20 protein-coding genes are annotated in these 19753 nt (G+C 71.4%); 13 read left to right on the forward strand and 7 right to left on the reverse strand.

Annotation, left to right across the window (positions count from 1 at the left end; genetic code table 11):
- Genes modA through ABD093_RS17905 form a run of 3 tightly spaced genes read right to left on the reverse strand, consistent with a single transcriptional unit; the run spans nt 1 to nt 2410 of the window.
- A complete protein-coding gene (modA, locus tag ABD093_RS17895) occupies nt 1-822 on the reverse strand; it encodes a molybdate ABC transporter substrate-binding protein (protein ID WP_193115958.1) in 822 nt (273 codons plus the stop codon).
- A complete protein-coding gene (locus ABD093_RS17900; protein WP_193115957.1) occupies nt 819-1301 on the reverse strand; it encodes a TOBE domain-containing protein in 483 nt (160 codons plus the stop codon). The genes modA and ABD093_RS17900 overlap by 4 nt, the downstream gene beginning before the upstream one ends.
- A gap of 41 nt (nt 1302-1342) precedes the next feature.
- A complete protein-coding gene (locus ABD093_RS17905) occupies nt 1343-2410 on the reverse strand; it encodes a YeiH family protein (protein ID WP_193115956.1) in 1068 nt (355 codons plus the stop codon).
- Nucleotides 2411-2481: 71 nt separating this feature from the next.
- On the opposite strand from ABD093_RS17905, the gene ABD093_RS17910 reads away from it, so the two are divergent.
- Both ABD093_RS17910 and ABD093_RS17915 read left to right on the forward strand, forming a co-directional pair.
- Nucleotides 2482-3405, forward strand: a complete 924-nt coding sequence (locus ABD093_RS17910; protein ID WP_193115955.1) for a LysR family transcriptional regulator — start codon at nt 2482-2484, stop codon at nt 3403-3405.
- Between the two features lie 103 nt (nt 3406-3508).
- The gene (locus ABD093_RS17915; RefSeq protein ID WP_193115954.1) at nt 3509-3865 is read left to right on the forward strand and encodes a cupin domain-containing protein; all 357 of its coding nucleotides are present in this window, start codon (nt 3509-3511) and stop codon (nt 3863-3865) included.
- Nucleotides 3866-3877: 12 nt separating this feature from the next.
- Here the strand turns inward: ABD093_RS17915 and ABD093_RS17920 are convergent, their stop codons facing one another.
- Complete coding sequence (locus tag ABD093_RS17920) at nt 3878-5548, reverse strand: HNH endonuclease signature motif containing protein (RefSeq protein WP_343926189.1); 1671 nt, start codon at nt 5546-5548, stop codon at nt 3878-3880.
- A gap of 778 nt (nt 5549-6326) precedes the next feature.
- Here ABD093_RS17920 and ABD093_RS17925 point away from each other — a divergent pair.
- The 8 genes from ABD093_RS17925 to ABD093_RS17960 all read left to right on the forward strand — a co-directional run bounded on the left by ABD093_RS17925 (nt 6327) and on the right by ABD093_RS17960 (nt 14071).
- Nucleotides 6327-7346, forward strand: coding sequence for an NYN domain-containing protein (locus ABD093_RS17925; RefSeq protein ID WP_193115952.1), 1020 nt, complete (start codon nt 6327-6329; stop codon nt 7344-7346).
- Between the two features lie 137 nt (nt 7347-7483).
- On the forward strand, nt 7484-8365 hold the full coding sequence (locus tag ABD093_RS17930) for a formate/nitrite transporter family protein (RefSeq protein WP_193115951.1): 882 nt from the start codon (nt 7484-7486) through the stop codon (nt 8363-8365).
- Nucleotides 8362-10935: a nitrite reductase large subunit NirB gene (nirB, locus tag ABD093_RS17935; RefSeq protein WP_193115950.1), complete on the forward strand. Its 2574-nt coding sequence runs from the start codon at nt 8362-8364 to the stop codon at nt 10933-10935. Before ABD093_RS17930 ends, nirB begins: the two co-directional genes overlap by 4 nt.
- On the forward strand, nt 10932-11312 hold the full coding sequence (gene nirD, locus ABD093_RS17940) for a nitrite reductase small subunit NirD (protein ID WP_193115949.1): 381 nt from the start codon (nt 10932-10934) through the stop codon (nt 11310-11312). Before nirB ends, nirD begins: the two co-directional genes overlap by 4 nt.
- The gene (gene cobA, locus ABD093_RS17945; RefSeq protein ID WP_193115948.1) at nt 11309-12082 is read left to right on the forward strand and encodes a uroporphyrinogen-III C-methyltransferase; all 774 of its coding nucleotides are present in this window, start codon (nt 11309-11311) and stop codon (nt 12080-12082) included. The genes nirD and cobA overlap by 4 nt, the downstream gene beginning before the upstream one ends.
- Nucleotides 12079-12915 (forward strand): uroporphyrinogen-III synthase, encoded by an 837-nt coding sequence (locus ABD093_RS17950; protein ID WP_193115947.1) that lies wholly within the window; start codon nt 12079-12081, stop codon nt 12913-12915. Before cobA ends, ABD093_RS17950 begins: the two co-directional genes overlap by 4 nt.
- Nucleotides 12912-13643, forward strand: coding sequence for a sirohydrochlorin chelatase (locus tag ABD093_RS17955; RefSeq protein WP_343926193.1), 732 nt, complete (start codon nt 12912-12914; stop codon nt 13641-13643). The genes ABD093_RS17950 and ABD093_RS17955 overlap by 4 nt, the downstream gene beginning before the upstream one ends.
- Before the next feature lie 53 nt (nt 13644-13696).
- Complete coding sequence (locus ABD093_RS17960; protein WP_343926195.1) at nt 13697-14071, forward strand: DoxX family protein; 375 nt, start codon at nt 13697-13699, stop codon at nt 14069-14071.
- A gap of 25 nt (nt 14072-14096) precedes the next feature.
- Here ABD093_RS17960 and ABD093_RS17965 read toward each other — a convergent pair whose 3' ends face one another.
- Nucleotides 14097-14999, reverse strand: a complete 903-nt coding sequence (locus ABD093_RS17965; RefSeq protein WP_193115945.1) for a cation-transporting ATPase — start codon at nt 14997-14999, stop codon at nt 14097-14099.
- A 158-nt stretch (nt 15000-15157) separates the two neighbouring features.
- On the opposite strand from ABD093_RS17965, the gene ABD093_RS17970 reads away from it, so the two are divergent.
- The 3 genes from ABD093_RS17970 (at nt 15158) to ABD093_RS17980 (ending at nt 17699) form a co-directional block, all read left to right on the forward strand.
- Nucleotides 15158-16117 (forward strand): prenyltransferase/squalene oxidase repeat-containing protein, encoded by a 960-nt coding sequence (locus tag ABD093_RS17970; RefSeq protein WP_193115944.1) that lies wholly within the window; start codon nt 15158-15160, stop codon nt 16115-16117.
- 368 nt (nt 16118-16485) lie between these two features.
- Nucleotides 16486-16884: a hypothetical protein gene (locus ABD093_RS17975; protein WP_343926197.1), complete on the forward strand. Its 399-nt coding sequence runs from the start codon at nt 16486-16488 to the stop codon at nt 16882-16884.
- Nucleotides 16885-16964: 80 nt separating this feature from the next.
- The gene (locus ABD093_RS17980) at nt 16965-17699 is read left to right on the forward strand and encodes a hypothetical protein (RefSeq protein WP_193115942.1); all 735 of its coding nucleotides are present in this window, start codon (nt 16965-16967) and stop codon (nt 17697-17699) included.
- Between the two features lie 29 nt (nt 17700-17728).
- Here ABD093_RS17980 and ABD093_RS17985 read toward each other — a convergent pair whose 3' ends face one another.
- Together ABD093_RS17985 and ABD093_RS17990 are read right to left on the reverse strand one after the other, a co-directional pair.
- On the reverse strand, nt 17729-18547 hold the full coding sequence (locus tag ABD093_RS17985) for a hypothetical protein (RefSeq protein WP_193115941.1): 819 nt from the start codon (nt 18545-18547) through the stop codon (nt 17729-17731).
- Complete coding sequence (locus ABD093_RS17990; RefSeq protein ID WP_319021465.1) at nt 18544-19509, reverse strand: SMP-30/gluconolactonase/LRE family protein; 966 nt, start codon at nt 19507-19509, stop codon at nt 18544-18546. The genes ABD093_RS17985 and ABD093_RS17990 overlap by 4 nt, the downstream gene beginning before the upstream one ends.
- Between the last annotated feature and the right edge of the window lie 244 nt (nt 19510-19753).

Genomic DNA, 19753 nt, shown 5'->3' on the forward strand with positions numbered 1-19753 from the left:
TCATGCCCCGCCGGTGTCGGGCTCGCCGAAGCCGTACCCGCCGAGCATCTGCTGCCCGGACTCCCCGGTCACGAGATCCACGAACTCCTGACCGAGCTCGGGCTGCGCGGAGCCCTTCACGGTGGTGATCGGGTAGGTGTTCACCGCGCTGTCCGACTCGGGGAAGGCGATGCCCTCGACGCCGTCCCCGGCCTTCTTCACGTCGGTGACGTAGACCAGCCCGGCATCGGCCTCGCCGCTGGAGACCTTGTTCAGCACATCGGTGACGGACTGCTCCTCGCTGACGGGGGAGAAGTCCACCCCGGCGGCCCTTTCGACGGCCTCGGCGGCCGCGCCGCAGGGCACCTCGGGTGCGCAGACGACCAGATTGATCTCGTCCCCCGTGAGCGAGGCGAGGTCGGTGACGTGCGCAGGATTGCCCGCGGGCACCGCGATCATCAGCGTGTTGGTGGTGAACTCGACCGGATCGGCGGCCTGGAGGTCCGCGTCGACGAGCTTGTCCATGTTCGAGGTGTTGGCCGAGGCGAAGACGTCGGCCGGAGCGCCCTGCTGGATCTGTCCGACCAGGGTGGAGGACCCGGCGAAGCTGAACTCCACGTCCACGCCCTCGTGATCAGCCTCGAACTGCTCGCCGAGGTCCTCGAAGGGTTCCTGGAGCGATGCCGCGGCATAAACCGTGAGGGTGGTCGGCCCGGCGTCACCCTCCGCGGCGTCCGGCCCGCCGCCGACGGTGCTGCAGCCCGCGGCGCCGAGGGTGAGGGCTAGCGCGGCGGTGGCGGCGAGGCACGCGACAGCGGCGCGGGAGCGGCGGACGGCGCTCACGGGCTTCCTTCCGGAGCGGGGGCGGCCGACGATCTGGAGCCGGAACCGGAGCCGGACTGTGGGCTGGGACTGGGGACGGGACCGGGCGTCTCCGCCTCGATGACGACGTGTGTCGCCTTGATGACCGCGCTGGCGACCGAGCCCGGCTCGAGGCCGAGTTCGCGGACGGCCTCGCTGCTCATCAGGGAGACCACCCGGAAGGGCCCGCACTGCATCTCGACCTGGGCCATGACGGTGTCCATGACGACCTTCGTCACGAGACCCACGAAGCGGTTGCGGGCCGACGTCCGGGTCGCGCCGGCGAGCTCGGGGGCCACGGCGAGCTCGCGGGCCATGCGCGCCACCTCGACCCCGTCCAGGACGGTCCGCCCGCTGCCGTCGGCCGTGGCCTTGAGGGTGCCCTTCTCGATCCAGCGACGCACGGTGTCATCACTGACTCCGAGGAAGGTGGCGGCCTCGCGAACCCGTATCTGCGACATGGATGCCATTCTACGTCCGCGTATGCGGATCGGACGGCCTCTCAGTCGACGAGCAGCACCCCACCCAGAGCGATCGCGGCGACGAGCAGCGTGACCAGTGCTGCGAGCACGAAGGGGCGGGCTCCGACGTGGAGCAGCGTGCGCACCTTCACTCCGGTGCCGAGGGCGAACATCGCGGCGGCGAGCAGGGTGGTCTGCAGCAGGGCGCCGATGCTCAGCACGGTCTCGGGAAGCGGGACGACGGAGCGCAGCAGCACCAGGGCCAGGAAGCCGAGCACGAACAGCGGCACCAGGGGCGGGCGCTTCCCGTCGGCCGTCCCGCGGGAGCGCTCGCGGGCGCCGAGCACCGCCATGACGGGGGCGAGCATGAGGATGCGGGCGAGCTTCACGATCACGGCGACCGTGAGGGCGCCGCCACCGAGCACGCCGCCGGCGGCGACCACCTGGGCGATCTCGTGGATCGACGCCCCCGCCCACAGGCCCGCGGAGCGCTCGGACAGGCCCAGGAGCGTGGCGGCCGCCGGGAGCAGAGCGATCATCAGAGTGCCGAAGATGACCACGAGCGCCACCGCGGTGACCGTCTTCTCCTCATGCTCATCGTCGGGATCGGTGACTCCTGCCGCGGCGGCGACCGCAGCGGCGCCGCAGATCGAGAAGCCGCAGCCGATCAGCAGGGTGAGGCGCGGATCGACCTTCAGCAGCCTGCCCAGCGCGAGGGCGCCGACGATCCCGCCCACCACGACGCAGACCACCACGAGGAGCATCGGAGCGCCGAGGGCGAGGATGTCGCCGAGCACCAGCTGGAGCCCCAGCAATACGATGCCCGCTCGGAGCAGCTTCTTCGCGGAGAAGTCCGTGCCGGCCGCCACGGGCGCCGGCAGGCCCGCGGTGTTCGCGAGCGCGATGCCCACGATGATCGCGATGATCAGTGCGCTGACCCCGGGGAGGAAGGGTGCGACCAGCTGCGCGAGAACGGCCACGGCGAGGCTCAGGGCCAGGCCGGGGAGGAGTGAGGGGCGGTGCGCTGGGGGAGCGGTGGTCGTGGTCGCGGCATCGAGGGGGACAGTCCTCGTGGGACCGGTGCCGGTGGGGTTGACGATTTCGGGCATGCGAAGAACCCTGTCACCGCGGGTCAGGACCCGGTAGACGGCAATAGTCGATCAGGGCATATCCTTCTGATATGCCCGATGCTCTCCCGAACCTGCAGGCCCTCGCCCTCTTCGTCGCCGTCGTGGACGAGGGCGGGCTCGGTGCGGGCGCTCGCAGCCTCGGCATGTACCAGCCCAACGCCAGCCGCATGATCGGCCAGCTCGAGGCGCAGGCCGGGATGCCGCTGCTGGATCGCAACCCGCGGGGCTCGCGGCCCACGTCGGCCGGGCTGCTCTACGCCGCCCATGCCCGCGAGCTGCTCGAGGCGGCCGACGACTTTGCGGCCTGGCTGCGGCACAGCAGGGACGACGACACCCTTGACCTGCAGGTCGGCGCGTCGATGACCATCGCCGAGCACCTCATGCCGGCATGGCTCACCGACCTGCGCCGCACCAGTTCTCGCGTGCGGGTGGATCTGCGAGTGCTGAACTCCACGCAGGTGCTGGAGCAGATCCGCGGCGGGCAGCTGCAGCTCGGCTTCATCGAGACCCCGCACGTGCCCCGCTGGGTCCATGCCCGCACCCTGCGCGAGGACGAGCTGGTGCTGGTGGTCTCCCCGGACCACCCCTGGGCGGCGCACGCGGAGCGCGCCGAGCCGATGGCGCTCGAGGAGCTCGCGGCCACTCCGCTCGTGGTGCGCGAGGGCGGATCCGGGACCCGCGACGCCTTCGAAGAGCTGGTTCCGGCGGCGGCGAGCACTCCGCCGGTGCAGGAGCTCAGCAGCAATGCGGCGGTGCGGGTCGCCGTCTCCTCCGGGGCCGGGCCCGCGGTGCTGAGCATGCTGGCCGTGCGGGCGCAGCTCGAGACCGGTCAGCTGTGCCGGGTGCCCGTGGCCGGGGCGCGACTCCGCCGACCGCTCACCGCGGTCTGGAAGGGCCCGCGCACCCTCACCGGGCCGGCCGCTGATCTCGTCGCCGTCGCCGTCGCGACAGCCCCCAGGCGACCCGCCCCCTGATCGCCCCGACCCGCGTCGTCACCCCATGGCTATCCAGCCAGGCCGGGTTCCCCGGCACGACGTGTACGTTCGCGAGTGACACCGACCGCTGGGAGCAGAGCACATGCCGATCCTGACCAATACCGACGATCTGCCCGAGCAGCCGCACCGTGGCGCCGTGTGGTCCATCGCCGAACCGGATCGTGAGCTCGACTCGAACCTGATCCGCCTGCCCGCCGGTGACCGGATCGAGACGCATGTGGGCGCGGAGGTCGACACCTTCGTCCACGTGGTGCGCGGCGCGGGCACCCTCATCACGGAGCATGGCGAGGAGCCGCTGCGCAGCGGTGACGTCGCGCTCCTGCCCCGGCGCACCGTGCGCGGCTTCCTCGCGGGTGAGCACGGCCTGGAGTACCTGACCGTGCATCGCAAGCGGCAGTCGTTGCAGATCGGCACGAAGCCCGCGGCGACGACCGAGTGACCTGACCCGCTCTCACGGGGGCGGTGGATCCTCCGGATCGCAGGGTCCTGGCGGGCTCTCCGGCCGCAGGCTCCATGGCGGCTCCGGTGGTGGTTCGGGCGGTGGGGCTGGCAGCGACGCCGGCGTGGTCGCCGGGTCGGCATCCTTCGTCGCAGTCTTCTCAGTACCCGCCTGCGTCGCCCCCTGTGCCGTCCTCTGCGTGCGCCGTGCGAGATGCGTCCGCCAGGCGGCCTCGAGCTCCTCGACCGCGATCCGCGTGGCGAGGTCGACGTCGTCGGCGACGATGGCGTGGTCGCCCGTGCGGCCGAGGCGCCAGCGGGTTCGGCCGGGTTCGCGTGTGGCGGTGGGGATCCGGGCGGGGTCGAGGAGCCCGGCGGTCTTGTCCTGGTGGTGCTGCCAGCACAGCATGTGGAGATTCTCCAGCTCGGTGCGGCCACCGCGCTCGGGGTGCTCGTGGTCGAACTCCTCGAGGTGATCGCACTCGGCGGCCCAGGACGCAGGGCGGGTGCAGCCGGGCACGGCGCACGTGGCGTTGCGCAGCCGCAGGTGCTCGAGCATCGTCTGGCTGGGCTGATAGCGGTCCGCCGGGAGGGGCAGGAATGCGCCGGAGCAGGGATCGGTCAGCACGCGGAACCAGGTCTCCTGCCCACCGGCCAGCAGACGGGCCATCTCGGGCGGGATCGGTGTGGTGCCGTCCAGCATGCCGGGAGCGTCCGAGGCGCCGAGCAGGGTGAGGGCGGGCACCGTGACGTTGAGCCGGAACCGTGGGCCCGGGATCGGGACGTCCCCGGTATCGAAGGTGGCGTTCAGCTGGAGTTCGTAGCGCAGGCGGTCCAGGGGGAGCGGACGACCTGTCGAGGTGACCAGGTCGTCCACGTCGTACGGGATCTCCGTGTCGTCCCGAAGGGCCTTCCGCTGCGCTGCCTGGATCGCTCGGGCCGATTCATCCAGCCGCTTCCAGTACGCGAGGATCTCCGGGATGGGGCCACGTGCGACCAGAGAACCGGCCCCGCGGGTGGTGTCCGGGGCGATGGTGATCTCCCGCGGCAGCGGAGGTGCCTCCTCGAGCTCCTCCTCTCGGCGGGCGAGCAGGCCCACCAGGGCGCCGAGCAGCGTGATGAAGCGGTCCACCGGGATGTCCGTGGACCAGGTGGCGACGGCGAGGTCGAGCTGACGTCGCGATTCCTCGCTCAGATCCTCCGATTCACGCACCATGCGCTGGAACCACCAGGAAGGGAAGCGGCCGCCCTCCAGCAGGCTGAACGTGCGGGGCAGATGATGGGCCGCGCGATGCGCCGAGCGCAGCTCCCATCGGGCGACGCCGTGGGTGACGCGCAGCGCGATCGCGGCACGCGCCGTCGTGACGTCCTCCTCGTCCTCGTCATCCTCCCTCTCGCAGTCGAAGAGCTCGGCGAGCGCGCGATACCTGCCGGCGAGGGCGCGGGCGCTGGACTTCTCGGCATCCCAGACCCGCTGTGCGGCAGCGCCCAGCTCCGGGTCCTTCCCGCACTCTGTGCGGTCAGGAAGGCCATCGCGGGTGAGGGGAGAGCGGGCATCGACGATCTGCAGGCGTCGCGGGAGCGAGTCGAGGAACGCCCGCTCGTCGACTGCGATCCCGTCGTCGACTGCGTTCTCGTCGTCGACCGTGCTCTCGTCGTCATCCGGCTCCTCAACGAACGGCACGCTGTGACTCTGCGCGCTCATGCCCTGCACCCCCTCTGCTGCCCTCTGTCGCCTGGCCGCGGTGCGGTCCTGCGCCCTGAATCCGACTGCTTCGATCGTAGTCGGCGGAATGACCCCGATGAAGGGGTGTGGATAACTTCCATAATGTTCCCGAGCGGTATCCACAAAATGATGATCTGGCACTGTGGATAAAGTGTCTCTGGGGAGGAAGGGTCGTCGTGGCATCACGGGGGAGTCGCCGCAGAGTCGCCGCAGGATCGCTATGGACTCGCGGTGGGCACGCAGCGGACTCGCCGCCGATGTTCTGCAGATCGGACTCGGGTGCGGCCGGTCGAGGCGGCGTCAATGCTCCCGGGACCTGGAGTGACGTCGACCCATCGCCACATGGGTTCGCTGAGGGTGGCGGGCGGTGAGGTGCGGGTGGGGCGGTCTCCGTCTGTGGCTCGGCACGATGCCGCGCACCGTCCCTCAGGCTGTGCAGGAGAAGCGCTCTACGGAATTCTCACGGCGCGCGCGAAGAATGCACGTGTGGGGCCGTCCGGAAATCGGCTCGAAGGCTGGGTCAAATCAGGGGAATCGGTCACTGCGGAACGGTGTGCAGGGGATGGTGGAGCGACGCGCAGCGCTCAGGGCGCCCCGAAGGGTCTTCATCACCCAGCGCCTGCACTCCCCTGTCGGTCAGCTCCCACGCCCGCGACGTGCGCCAGCCCTCACTGCGCACACCGATCTCCACGGCGCGTCGGTATCTGCCGGTGCTCGCACGGGGCAGACTGGACCCATGGCCGAACTCTCTGATCCCCGCGTCGCCGTCTACCTGGACTTCGACAACATCGTGATGTCCTGGTACGACCGGGTGCACGGACGAAATGCCTATGGCCGCGACCGTCAGCGCATCGCCGAGGATCCCACGGAGCCCGAGATCGCCGAGCGCCTCGCGAAGGCGACGGTCGACGTTGGCGCGATCATCGACTACGCCGCCTCCTTCGGCTCCCTCATGCTCACCCGCGCCTATGCCGACTGGTCCTCCCCGGTCAACGCCGAGTACCGCTCGCAGCTGGTCGCCCGCGCCGTGGACCTCGTGCAGCTGTTCCCGGCCGCCGCCTATGCGAAGAACGGCGCCGACATCCGCCTCGCCGTGGACGCCGTCGAGGACATGTTCCGCATCCCTGACCTCACCCACGTGGTGATCGTCGCCGGCGATTCCGACTTCGTCCCGCTTGCGCAGCGCTGCCGCCGCCTCGGCCGCTACGTCATCGCGATGGGTGTGGCAGGCTCCACCGCGAAGTCCCTCGCCGCGGCCTGCGACGAGTTCGAGGCCTATGACAACCTCCCGGGCGTCGAGCGTCCCGAGGCACCCACGAGGACCCGCACCCGCCGGGGCCAGAGCAGCGGCAGCGGACGGGGCCGGGGCGGCGGCGACTCCAGCGGGTCCGCCGGGTCCGCCGGGTCCGCAGGATCTGACGCGACGGCGCAGTCGGCCCAGGACGCTGCTGATGCCGCCGCAGCCGAGGCGGCCGACGCCGCAGCCGACGCCGTCGATGACGACGACATCGAGAGCTCGGAGGATCCGCGCGAGGCGGCGACCCGTCTGCTCCAGCGCGCGCTGCAGCTGGGCGGGCGCGGCGACAGCGAGTGGCTGCACAGCTCTGCGGTGAAGTCGCACATGCGCCGCATGGACCCGTCCTTCAGCGAGAAGACCCTCGGGTTCCGCTCCTTCTCCGACTTCCTCAAGGCGAACTCCGACATCGCGGTGCTCGAGGAGACCGGACACGAACGACTGGTGCGCGCCTCCTACTGACCCGGCACCGCAGACTGTGCGTCCGTCCCTGGGACGGAATGTCACAGGAAGGTCACGCAACACCCTGGCCCTAGGGGATCCCCGGCGCCGCCCATAGTTTGGCGGCGAGCTCGATCCCCACCTCCCCAGGAGTGCGCATGTCCTACGTCAAGCCCGCTGACCTCGTCGGACGCATGATCGATGCCGGTGCCGGCAAGCTGCTGCTGTCCACGCGCGACACCCTGATCCGCGGCTTCATGGGCGGCGCGCTCCTCACGCTGGGGGCCGCCTTCGCCGTCACGGTCACCGTCCAGACCGGGCAGCCGCTGCTCGGCGCGCTGCTGTTCCCCATCGGCTTCATCCTGCTGTACCTGCTCGGCTACGACCTGCTCACCGGGGTCTTCACCTTGGCTCCGCTGGCACTGCTGGCCCGCCGACCGGGGGCGAGCGTCCGGTCGATCCTGCGCAACTGGGGCCTCGTCTTCGTCGGGAACTTCGCGGGAGCGTTCACCGTCGCCCTGGTGATGGCGATCTGCTTCACCTACGCCTTCTCGACCGCCCCGAACGAGGTCGGGCTCGCGATCCGCGAGATCGGCCATGGCCGCACCGTCGGCTATGCCGAGCACGGTGCGGGCGGCATGCTCACCCTCTTCCTGCGCGGGGTGCTGTGCAACGTCATGGTCTCCACCGGGGTCATCGCCGCGATGATGTCCGACGCTCTGATCAGCAAGGTCATCGCGATGTGGATGCCCGTGATGCTCTTCTTCTCCATGGGCTTCGAGCACTCCGTGGTGAACATGTTCCTGTTCCCCTCGGGGCTTCTGCTCGGCGCGGACTTCACGATCGGCGACTACCTGGTCTGGAACGAGATCCCGACCGTGCTGGGCAACCTCGTCGGCGGTGTCGTCTTCGTGGGTCTGGTGCTGTATGCCACGCACCACCGCACCGCCCCGGCGCGGGTGCCGGCCGTCAGCCCGGCCGCCAGCCCTGCCGCCGCTCCCGCCCCCACCAGCGCCCAGCCCGTGGCGGTCGTGCGATGAGCGCCACCCGCCTGGTGGTGGTCGGCGCCGGGATGGTCGCCCACCGTCTCGTCGAGAGCCTGCTCTCCCGGGCCGGGGACGGTCTCGAGGTGACCGTGCTCGGGGAGGAGGGTTGCGCTCCCTACGACAGGGTGGGGCTGAGCCGGTACGTCGACGGCGCCGATCCCGGGTCGCTGTCCCTGGATCCCGAGCCGTTCCAGGATCCGCGCGTGCGCCTCCTCGCCGGGGACCCCGTCGCCCGCATCGACCGCGAGGAGCGCCAGGTCGTCACCCGCAGCGGGCAGGTGCACGGCTACGACCGCCTCGTCCTCGCGACCGGGTCCGCGGCCGCACGACCGCCGATCGAGGGCGCCGAGCTGCCGGGAGTGTTCGTCTACCGCACCCTGGACGACGTCCGGCAGCTGCGCGCGCACGTCGAGCACGTCGAGGCCGCTGCGCGCCGACGGGGACGCGCGGTGCGCGGAGTCGTCATCGGCGGCGGGCTGCTCGGGCTCGAGGCGGCCGGCGCCCTGCAGGGACTCGGCGCCGCGGCGACCGTGGTGCAGTCGGGCGACCGCGTGATGTCGGCCCAGCTCGACCTTCCGGCCGGCACCGCCCTGCGCCGTCTCCTCGAGCAGCGCGACATCGTCCTGCGCACGAGCGCCCGCACCACCCGTCTCGCCGCGGGGGCCGACGGGCAGGTGGTCGGCATCGAGTACGCCGACGGGTCCAGCGACCCTGCTGACCTGGTGGTCCTCACCGTCGGCGTCCGCCCACGGGATGAGCTGGCGCGCGCTGCGGGACTGGACTGCGCCGAGCGCGGCGGGGTGGAGATCGACGCCGGCTGCCGCACCAGCGATCCCGCGATCCTGGCGATCGGGGAGGTCGCCTCCTTCGAGGGCCGCTGTGTGGGCCTGGTGGCCCCCGGCTACGCGATGGCCGAGGTGGCGGCGGACCGTCTGCTCGGCGGGGACTCCACCTTCACCGGCTTTGACCTCTCCACCAAGCTCAAGCTCTCCGGGGTGGACGTGGCGAGCTTCGGCGACGCCTTCGCCACCACACCCGGCGCGCTCGACGTGGTCTACGCGGACCCCGTCGGAGGGGTGTACAAGAAGCTCGTGCTCTCCGACGACGCCCGCACGCTGTTGGGCGGCATGCTGGTGGGCGACGCCTCTGCGTACGGCGCCCTGCGGCCTTTGGTGGGGAGCGCGCTCGGAGCGGATCCGGCCGCCTACCTCCTGCCGGAGGGCGGTGTGGTCGCCCCGAGCGGCGAGCTGCCCGATGCGGCCGTCGTCTGCTCCTGCGCGGGGGTGACCGCCGGCCGGATCCGGGAGGCCGTGCACGAGGAGGGCTGCGAGGATGCCGGTGCCGTCGCGGCCTGCACCCGGGCCGGCGCCACCTGCGGCTCCTGCGTGCTCGCGGTCAAGGGCCTCGTCACCACCGAGCTGGCCGGGATGGGACGTGCCGTCTCGACCGCGTTGTGCGAGCACTTCGATCTCTCGCGCCGTCAGCTGTTCGACGCCGTGCAGGTCTCGGGCCTGACCACGTTCTCGGCGATCATCGGGCGATTCGGCAGCGGACGCGGATGCGCCACCTGCAAGCCGGCGCTCGCGAGCATCCTGGCGACCCTCGCCCCGCGCCATGTGCTCGAGGGGGAGAACGCGACCCTGCAGGACACCAACGACCACGTCATGGCGAACATGCAGAAGGACGGCACCTACTCCGTGGTCCCGCGGATGGCGGGCGGGGAGGTCACCCCGGAGGGCCTGATCGTGATCGGCGAGATCGCCCGGGACTTCGGGCTGTACACCAAGCTCACCGGCGGCCAGCGCATCGACATGTTCGGCGCGCGGCTCGAGGAGCTGCCGCCGATCTGGGAGCGGCTGGTGGCCGCGGGGTTCGAGTCCGGGCAGGCCTACGGCAAATCGCTGCGCACCGTGAAGTCCTGCGTGGGGTCGGCCTGGTGCCGCTACGGGGTGCTCGACTCGACCGCCATGGCCGTGCGCCTGGAACTGCGCTATCGCGGTCTGCGCGCCCCGCACAAGCTCAAGCTCGGCGTCTCCGGCTGCGCCCGTGAGTGCGCGGAGGCGCGCAGCAAGGACGCCGGGATCATCGCCACCGCGCAGGGCTGGAACCTGTACGTGGGCGGCAACGGCGGGGCGACCCCGCGCCATGCCGAGCTGCTCGCCGAGGGCTTGGACGACGAGACTCTCGTGCGCACCATCGACAGGTTCTTCGTGTACTACCTCCGCACCGCCGACACGCTGCAGCGCACCGCGCCGTGGCTCCAGGCGCTCGACGGCGGGATCGGCACCCTGCGGGAGGTGGTCCTCGAGGACTCCCTCGGGATCTGCACCGATCTCGACGCCGCGATGGACCGTCATGTGGAGGACTACGAGGACGAATGGGCGGCGACCCTCGCCGACCCCGAGAAGCTGCGGCGGTTCCGCTCGTTCGTGAACGCCCCGCAGACCCCGGATCCCTCGCTGGCCTACACCCCCGCCCGGGGGCAGGTCCGGCCGGCGAGCGGCGAGGAACGACGATCCGGCGAGGTCCTCATCGCCGGCACCCGACTGGAGGTACGACGATGAACATGCAGACCCTCGAACCCACGACGCGAACCGGGCCCACCTGGCGCCCGGTGTGCTCGGTGGACGATCTCGAGATCGAGCGGGGGCGCGCCGCACTCGTCGACCACGCCCAGATCGCCCTGTTCCTGCTGGCCGACGGCAGCATCCGGGCGACCTGCAATCGCGATCCCTACTCCGACGCCTACGTCCTCTCCCGCGGCATCGTCGGCTCGCACGGGGACGCGCCCACGATCGCATCCCCGATGCACAAGCAGGTCTTCGACCTGCGAACCGGCGCCTGCCTCGATCCGCGGGGCAAGGACCCGGCACGGCTGCGCACCTGGCAGGCCCGCCAGGATCGGGGCACCGTGTACCTCCTGTGGGGGAGGGTGAGATGACCGGGAAGGTCTCCCTGGTCGGCGGCGGTCCCGGGCCGGTGGATCTCCTGACGATGCGCGCCCACCGCCTGCTCGCAGAAGCGGACGTCATCGTGGCCGACCGCCTCGGGCCCGGTCCCGAGGCAATCGCCGAGCTGGGCTGGTGCGCCGAGGTGATCGACGTCGGCAAGCACCCCGGTCACCACCCGGTCCCGCAGGAGCGGATCACCTCGCTGCTCATCGAGCACGCCCGCGCCGGCCGGAGCGTGGTGAGGCTCAAGGGCGGAGACCCGTTCGTCTTCGGCCGCGGGGGAGAGGAGCTCACGGCCTGCCTGGCCGCGGGCATCGAGGTCGAGGTGGTGCCCGGGGTCAGCAGTGCGATCGCCGTTCCGCAGGCCGCCGGCATCCCCGTCACCCACCGGGGCACTGCCGGGACGGTCCACATCGTGCACGGGCAGGGCCCGCTGAGCACGGCGACGCTCGCCGCGCTCGGGGACAGCACCGTGACCACGATCGTGCTGATGGGGGTCGCGGGCCTGGAGCGGCTGGTGGCCGACGCTCTCGCCCACGGGACACCGGCGTCGCGGCCTGTCGCGATCGTGGAGGACGGGCACACCGACCGGCAGCGGACCACCAGGGCGTCTCTCGGCGGGATCGTCGCGGCCGCCCGGGAGACGGGGGTGCGCAGCCCCGCGGTGATCGTGATCGGCGAGGTGGCCCGTGCCGGGCTGCTGCTCCCGGCGCGACCGAGCGAGCCGGTGGATGCCGTGCGGGTGGACGCCCTCGCATGAGCGCCGCCCCGCAGCTCACGACAGCCCTGGACGGCCGCACCATCGTGCTCGCCGTCGAACGTCGTGCCGAGGAGCTCGCCTCGGCCCTCGGTCGTCACGGGGCGACGATCGAGCACGCCCCGGCCCTGTCGACCCTCCGCCTTCACGAGGACGGACTGCTCATCGAGCGCACCGGTGACCTGATCGCCGAGCCGCCGGAGATCGTCGCAGCGCTCACCGGTGTCGGGTTCCGAGGCTGGATGGAGGCGGCCGACGCCGCCGGGCTGGGGACGGATCTGCGCGCAGCGCTCGCCGGAGCCCGGATCGTGGCGCGCGGAGCGAAGGCGCACGGTGCCGTGCGACAGGCGGGACTGCTCACCGCGTGGGTGGCGGACACCGAGACCACCGCCGAGGTGGGGGATCATCTCCTGGCCGGAGGGGCCAGGGGGCGACGGATCGCGATCCAGCACCATGGCACAGGGGCCGACGGCCTCGACGAGCTCCTGCGCCGCCGCGGTGCCCAGGTGGTCGCCGTGGCCCCGTACCGCTCCATCCCGCCGCGGGACCCGGCGGCGTTGCAGCGGTCGGTACGGCGCGCCGCGGTCGGAGAGGTCGATGCGGTGGTGCTGACCGCAGCCCCCGCGGCGTCTGCCTGGCTGGAGGAGTCGGAACGGCTCAGCGTCCTCGCGGCGATCCGGGACCGGGCGCTCTCGGGTCAGCTGGTGATGGCCTGCATCGGAGCGGTGACCGCGGGCCCGGTCGAGGCGCGCGGCCTCCCGGTCCTGATGCCGGACAGGGGCCGTCTGGGATCTCTCGTGCGCGCTCTCGTGCACCACTACGAGGTGCGGTCATGAGTGCGGTCATGGAGGCGGCTACGGTGGGCCCTCCGGTGCTGATCGCCTGCTCGCACGGCACCCGGTCAGCGGCCGGTCGGACGACGATCGCCGCTCTGATCGCCCAGGCGGCGCGGGAGCTGCCCGGGGTGCGGGTCGAGCACGCCGTGGTCGACGTCGAGCGGCCGGAGATCAGCGGGGTCGTCGCCCGTGTCGCGGCCGACAGCCCGGTGGTGGTCGTGCCGCTGCTGCTGTCGCCAGGTCATCACACACGGGTCGACATCGGTGCTGCGTGCGCTCCGTATCCACAGGCCACGGCCGCGCCGGCGCTGGGTCCGCATCCGGAGCTCGTCGATGTCCTCACGAGCCGACTCGCGGCGTTGCCGGGTGGCGATGCCGGGTTCCGGCCGGGAGACCACGTCTTGCTCGCTGCGGCGGGCTCGACGGATCCTGCCTCGGCCCGCGCCGTCGAACGGATGCGGGACCTCCTGCAGGCGGAGCTCCCTGCGCCGATCACCCTCGGCTACGGGGCGGGGGTCCGGCCCCGGCTGCCCGAGGCGGTCGCCGCGGCACGGGCCGCCGGGGCCCGGCGGGTGGTCGCCGTGAGCTATGTGCTCGCCCCGGGGCATTTCGCGGGGCTGGTGCAGCGCAGCGGCGCGGATCTGGTCTCAGCTCCGCTGGGTGCGGATCCGGCGGTGGCCTCGGTGGTCGTCGCACGATATCGGGAGATGACGACGGCGATCACCTGACACCACTGGTCCCGCGGGAGGATACTGGAGGCCCCGACGAAGGAGACGACGTCATGAACCTGGTCCTGTGGATCCTCGCCTTCCTGCTCGCCGCCGTGTTCATCGGGTCGGGCCTGGCGAAGCTGCTCACCCCGCGCGCGCAACAGGTCGAGCGCACCCCCTACGCCGAGGATTTCCCGCACAGCGTGATCGTGGGCATCGGCGTGCTCGAGATCCTGGGAGCCGTCGGGCTGATCCTGCCCGCGCTCACCGGGGTCGCCACGATCCTGGTGGCCTTCGCGGCGGCCGGCCTCGCGATCACGATGGTCTTCGCAGCGCTCGTGCACATCCGCCGCGGTGACGGCTTCGCGGCGGCGCTGCCCTCGATCGTGCTCGCAATCCTCTCCGTGCTCGTGGCCTGGTCGCGGTTCGGCCCGTACCAGCTCTGATCTCTGGTCGGAGACATGACGCGGATCAGCGTCCGAACAGGTCCCCGAGGCCCAGGTCGGACACCTGATCGCCGAATCCGGAGGCCTGTTCCCCGATATCGGTGACGCTGCCGCCCAGACCCTCGAGCTCTTCGATGCTCCCGAGCCCTTCGACGCCGTCGGGCAACCCGCCGAGATCCTCGCCCAAGCCTTCGGTGAGGCTGTCGACGTCGATCCCCTCACCGAGCGCGTCCTGCAACAGTGCACCACCGATGCTGGTGACGACCGCGCCGCCGGCGACGACGCCGAGCAGTCCTGCGGTGCCGATCGCGCCGACGCCGAATACGCCCGCCCCGCGAGCGCGGGAGCCGTTCTGATCGGCACTGGTCCGCGGAGCGGAACTGCGCACATCCGGGCCGCGCCCTGAGCGCGTGAGCAGGCTCGTCAGCTTCCGGGGATCGAGGACACCGAGACGGGTGGCCGAGCGGGCGAGGTCCTGCGGGGCGTCGCTTCGCGGCCGCTCCGACAGGGGAAGCTCCTCCTGCATCGTCGAGCCGAGCTGTGCGCGCTGCTCCGGGGTCAGGCGCTCGAAGGCCTCGCGATGGACCTGCTCGAGCTGGTCAGGCTCCGCTGTGCGCACCAGATAGTCGTAACGGGCGATCGCGCGGCGGTCGGTGTCCGAGAGCCCCGACCCCTGCGGTCCGCCAGTTCTCCGGAGATGCTGCGCCCTTCTCGGAGCGTAGTGCTCACTCCGACTCTCGGTCGGGTCTGTTCGCCGGCCGCCGCGCTGGTCGTGTCGGTCGCCCTCGCCGGTGAACGCGTCGGCGGCGGAGCGCACCATGGTGCGCCAGTCCGAGCCCTTGCTCGATCCGCTCGAGCGGTCCTGCGATGAGGAGTTCTGGTCGATGGCCTGCTTCGCCATCCCGAACAGGCGGTTGATCGTACCCATCGTGGTCCTTCCGATCGCCGTCGTGCCCCGGGGCCGGGGCTGCGCTCGAGGATCACACCTCGATCTGCACACGGGTCGGGCGATTCGTGGGTGGTGCATGGGTGTCCGGAATGCCCGCACGGTGGTCCTCCGGTCCACCCATGAGGCAGGATCGTCCCATGGCACCCACCGATGTGATCGCTTGGCTCCTCGATTCCGACCCTGCTCTGCGCTGGCAGGTGGAGCGAGACCTGCTCGACGCGCCGACGCAGCAGTGGGAGGCGACCCGGGCGCGGATCCCGCAGGAGGGCTTCGGGGCGGCTCTGCTCGCGAAGCAGGACCCGGACGGCCAATGGGCCGGCGGGGCCTTCTTCCCCAAGGGCTTCTTCGAGAACCACGAGAATCAGCTCCTGCCCGGCCAGCCGTGGACGGCGACCACCTGGAGCCTGACCATGCTGCGCGAATGGGGCATGGACCCCGCCCCGCTGATCGAGCGGAACACGGCGCAGCTGCTGGCGGAGAACTCGCACTGGGAGTACGACGACTCGCTGCCCTACTGGGGCGGCGAGGTGGACTGCTGCATCAACGCGATGACGCTCGCGAACGGTCTGTGGCTGGGGGCGGACGTCGAATCCCTGCCGCACTGGTTCCTCGAGCACCGCATGGAGGACGGGGGCTGGAACTGCGAGTGGGAGAGCGGATCCGTGCGCTCCAGCTTCCATTCCACCCTCAACGTGCTGCGCGCACTCCTGATCCATGAAAAGGCCACCGGAGGCACCGGGGCCACGCGGGCCGCGCGCGACGCCGGCGAGGAGTACCTGCTGGAGCGTCACCTGGCCTGGACCCTGAGCACTCGGGAGATGCCCGGGCCCTGGGTGGATCACTTCCTCTACCCGCCGCGCCATATCTACTCAGCGCTGCGCGCCCTCGAGCACTTCCGGCTCGCCGGCCGGAAGGAATCCCGGATGGAGGAGGCCGTGGCGATGGTGCGCGAGGCGCAGCAGGCCGACGGCACCTGGCTCCAGCAGAAGGTCCTGCCCGGTGAGGTGTGGTTCGAGGTCGATGTCCCCGAGGGCGAATCGTCGAAATGGATCACCCTGGAGGCGCTGCGGGTGCTGCGCTGGTGGGGCGAGGGATAGCGGGCCGGGCTGCCTGAGCGGTCGCGACCGCGGATCCGTCAGGGCGGCCGACACGACCCGCCATGCGTTAGCATTTGCAAACACCCCAGGGGGGGCGCGCGAGCGGCTGGGGTGACAGCAGAGGCACGATGGCGGGGGAGCACCATGGGGGAGCAGATGTCTCGCGGCCGACGCACGGCACTGACCGTCGTGACGGCAGTCGTGCTGGCCGTCGTCCTGGCCATCGTGGCCACAGCGGTGAACTACGGGCGAGGGGGGGGATCGCGCATCCTGCGGAGCGGGCCCGCACGGAGGCGGAGCAGGGCTACGAGAAATGGTCCGGCCCGTTCGAGGAGGAGGCCGCGGCGCGGCAGGCCGCTCGGGAGCCGGTGCTCGGACAGTCGATCGAGGAGACCTGGTACATCGGGTGCTCAGGGATCGCCGTGGGAGGGCCGGTACCGACGGCCCAGTTCTGCGATCTCTCCGTGGTGACGACGTATGCGGTCGACTGGACCGATCCGCATGCCGCGGTCGACGAGATCATCACGGTGCTCGAGGGCACCGAGGCCACCACGGGGAATGAGGTCACCGCAGGGCGGGGTGGGCCGTGGACGGCCCTCCCGAGGCACCCCGGAGAGGAACCGGGAGGGATGGTCGCCGAAGCCGGAGACCTCGGGACGGCCTACGTACATGAACCGGGATTCGAGGCGATCGAGAGCGGCGAGGCCCTGGGCACCGACCTCGTCCTCGACGAGGCGGCGATGCCCCGGATCGACGGTTTCCGATGAATCGCGCACGCGGCGGGGGCAGGAGAGCATCGAGCAGGACGAGGGGAGCTGTCATGGGGGAGCGGACACGCAGGACGTGGGTGATCGCGGGATCCTCCGGGGTCGCCGTGCTGGTCGTGATCGCACTCGTGGTCGTGGTGGCGGCGCTGGTCCAGCGAGGCGGGCCCACGACCACCGGGACCGCGACGGCGGCGGATGCGGAGGCACGTGCGATCGCCGCACGGGCCCAGGCCGACGCCGAGGCCGGGTACGCGGAGCAGGCCGAGCCCTTCGAGGAGCGCGCCGCAGAGAGGCAGGCGGCGATCGAGACGGTGCTCGGGGCGCCGATCGACCAGACCTGGTACATCGAGTGCTCAGGCATCCCGGGCGCGGAGGGTGGTCCCGCCGAGCAGCTCTGCTCGTTGACCGAGGTGACGACGTACGCAATGGAATGGTCGGACCCGACGGCAGCGGTCGACGAGATGGTCGCCGCGCTCGAGAGCGCCGACGACAGCTCGTGGACGCCTCTGTCCGCGCCGCTGGGGGAGGCTCCCCACGGCATGGTCGCGGAGAGCGACGACGGATATGCCTCCGTGCGAGAGCCGGGGTTCGCCCCGGAGGTCGGCCATACCCCGGTGACCGGTCTCTTCCCGGACGGGGTCCTCGCGAAGCACCCGGTCGCCGCGCAGGAGCCTCCGCGCGGATCGGGCACGGCGGAAGTGCGCGTCAGGACCGACATCTCCCGCAGCGACATCGGCTGCGACCCTCTGGAGGACGGTCGCTGCGGGTCTCTGCTGACGGCGCCGGCCATGCCGCACGTCGACGGGTTCAGCTGACTGGAGACGGGCACGAGGCGCGCGGCAGGTCAGCGTTCCACGAGCCACTTGACGAGGAAGGCGAGGGGCACCAGCGGGACCGCGGACAGACCGAGGATGCCCATCACGAGAGCCCCCTTGGACTCGGCGTCCAGGGTCTGCCGCCAACCGGCCGTCTTCAGCACATGGTCCAGCGGCACGTTCACATCGCCGGTGGAGAAGCGGTAGTCGACGACCGTGTGGAAGCCGTACCGGTTCAGCGCCCAGTCCTTCCGGCGGGAGAAGTGCCAGCTGCGGCCCGATGACAGTGCGGCGACCGCACCGAGCCCGGCCGGCCCGGCGGAGGCCTCGACCTCGTGAACCACGTCCAGGCGGCGGGCCGTCCCCGGCTTCGTGCGGACGAGCGTGCTGGCGAACGTCGTCGACAGGCTCCGCTCGGTGAGCAGGTGCCGCCACCGGGCGTCGGCCAGATTCGCCGAGATGCGGATCTGGTCCTGATCGGCCATCACCAGGTACGGAGTGTCGGCGAACGCCATGGCGACGGCGCGCACCACGTCCTCCCACGCCCACGGGTCGCGCCGGGTGGTCGGGGCCGGCAGAGGACGTCCGACGGTCACCATCTGGAGGGGCCGACGGGAGGAGGCCCCGGCGATGCGTCGCTCGCGGATCATCCCGAGGCCGCCGCTGAGGCAGATCAACCCACCCAGGACGGCGATGCCACCACCGAGGAACGCGCCCCAGGGCCACCCGTGGAGGAACGCGAGGGCGATGAGCAGGATCCCCACGCCGAGGAGAACGAGTGTCAGCGCGCTGAGGGCGATCAGCTTCCGGGTGAAGAGACTGCTCGGGTTCGCGCCGACCTCGATCATGAGGCCGCGGGCCCCGGTGCCGTCGCGCTGGCATCCCGGGTGGTGGTGCGGATCCGGTACAGGCTCGACGTCGCGACGATGTAGAGCGTGCTCCCGTCCTCCCCGCCGAAGCACAGGTTCGCGGTCTTCTCCGGCACGGGCAGGTCCAGCAGGCGCTCGCCGTCGGGGGAGAACACCTGCACCCCGGACAGGCTCGAGCTCCAGATCCGGCCCGCGACGTCCACCCGGATCCCGTCGGGCAGGCCGGGGGTGACCTCGACCAGGCTCCGCCCGTTCTTCGCATGGCGCCCCTCGACGACGTCGTACACGTGGATCGCGCGACCGCGCGGCCGCTCGGTGCCTTCGACGTCGGGGTCCGCCGGGGACAGCGAGGAGTCCGCGACGTAGAGCAGGGACTCGTCGGGCGAGAAGGCGAGCCCGTTGGGTGCCTCGATGTCGATCACCACGGGAGTGAGGGCGCCGGTGGACTCGTCGAAGCGGAACACATAGCGATCCCCGTACTCCTCCTCGCCGGCGTGCCCCTCGACGGGCCGCTTGATGCCGTAGGCCGGGTCGGTGAACCAGATCGCCCCGTCGGAGGCGACGACCACATCGTTCGGAGAGTTCAGGCGGACGGCGCCGAACCGGTCGACGAGCGTGGTCGGAGAATGCTCGTCACCGGGGCCGACGGCAGCATCGCGCTGCACGGCGCGGCGCCCGTGGGAGCACTCCACGACCCGGCCGCGCAGATCCAGGGTGCGGCCGTTGGTGTGCTCCGCGGCATCGCTGAACACGGTCAGCTCACCGGTCTCCTCCGAGTACTCGAGGATCCGGTTCGTGTGGATGTCGCTGAAGCGCACGGCCCGGCGCTGGGGCAGCCAGACCGGGCCCTCGGCCCAGGTGGCGCCGGTGGCGACCTTCTCGAGCGTCGCCCCGGGGGTGAGGAGGGCGGACGAGGGCTGAACCCGTGCGGGGGTCATCATGGTCGGATCGTAGGCCAGCAGGTCGTGTGCGGTCAGCCCCGTGCTGTCAGTCCGGTGCTGTCAGTCCCGCGCCGCGAGGCACAGGATCGCGGCGCGGGGTGCCCGGCTCCGTCACGATTGCGCAACAGGCCCCCGGAAACCGTCCAGGAATGCGGGGTGGGCGGGCAACGCTGTTAGGTTGCAGGCCACACCATGCGTGTGCTCCGCCACATGGAGCCGCGTCGATCCGTCACAGTGCCGTGAC

Source organism: Brachybacterium tyrofermentans (genome assembly GCF_039526165.1).
GTDB classification, from domain to species: domain Bacteria; phylum Actinomycetota; class Actinomycetes; order Actinomycetales; family Dermabacteraceae; genus Brachybacterium; species Brachybacterium tyrofermentans.

Bases quoted from the DNA above. Each gene is read 5' to 3' on its own strand.
- ABD093_RS17900 (WP_193115957.1), bottom strand. From the start codon at position 1,301: ATGTCGCAGATACGGGTTCGCGAGGCCGCCACCTTCCTCGGAGTCAGT.
- ABD093_RS17905 (WP_193115956.1), bottom strand. From the start codon at position 2,410: ATGCCCGAAATCGTCAACCCCACCGGCACCGGTCCCACGAGGACTGTC.
- ABD093_RS17910 (WP_193115955.1), top strand. From the start codon at position 2,482: ATGCCCGATGCTCTCCCGAACCTGCAGGCCCTCGCCCTCTTCGTCGCC.
- ABD093_RS17915 (WP_193115954.1), top strand. From the start codon at position 3,509: ATGCCGATCCTGACCAATACCGACGATCTGCCCGAGCAGCCGCACCGT.
- ABD093_RS17925 (WP_193115952.1), top strand. From the start codon at position 6,327: ATGGCCGAACTCTCTGATCCCCGCGTCGCCGTCTACCTGGACTTCGAC.
- ABD093_RS17930 (WP_193115951.1), top strand. From the start codon at position 7,484: ATGTCCTACGTCAAGCCCGCTGACCTCGTCGGACGCATGATCGATGCC.
- nirB (WP_193115950.1), top strand. From the start codon at position 8,362: ATGAGCGCCACCCGCCTGGTGGTGGTCGGCGCCGGGATGGTCGCCCAC.
- nirD (WP_193115949.1), top strand. From the start codon at position 10,932: ATGAACATGCAGACCCTCGAACCCACGACGCGAACCGGGCCCACCTGG.
- cobA (WP_193115948.1), top strand. From the start codon at position 11,309: ATGACCGGGAAGGTCTCCCTGGTCGGCGGCGGTCCCGGGCCGGTGGAT.
- ABD093_RS17950 (WP_193115947.1), top strand. From the start codon at position 12,079: ATGAGCGCCGCCCCGCAGCTCACGACAGCCCTGGACGGCCGCACCATC.
- ABD093_RS17955 (WP_343926193.1), top strand. From the start codon at position 12,912: ATGAGTGCGGTCATGGAGGCGGCTACGGTGGGCCCTCCGGTGCTGATC.
- ABD093_RS17960 (WP_343926195.1), top strand. From the start codon at position 13,697: ATGAACCTGGTCCTGTGGATCCTCGCCTTCCTGCTCGCCGCCGTGTTC.
- ABD093_RS17965 (WP_193115945.1), bottom strand. From the start codon at position 14,999: ATGGGTACGATCAACCGCCTGTTCGGGATGGCGAAGCAGGCCATCGAC.
- ABD093_RS17970 (WP_193115944.1), top strand. From the start codon at position 15,158: ATGGCACCCACCGATGTGATCGCTTGGCTCCTCGATTCCGACCCTGCT.
- ABD093_RS17985 (WP_193115941.1), bottom strand. From the start codon at position 18,547: ATGATCGAGGTCGGCGCGAACCCGAGCAGTCTCTTCACCCGGAAGCTG.
- ABD093_RS17990 (WP_319021465.1), bottom strand. From the start codon at position 19,509: ATGATGACCCCCGCACGGGTTCAGCCCTCGTCCGCCCTCCTCACCCCC.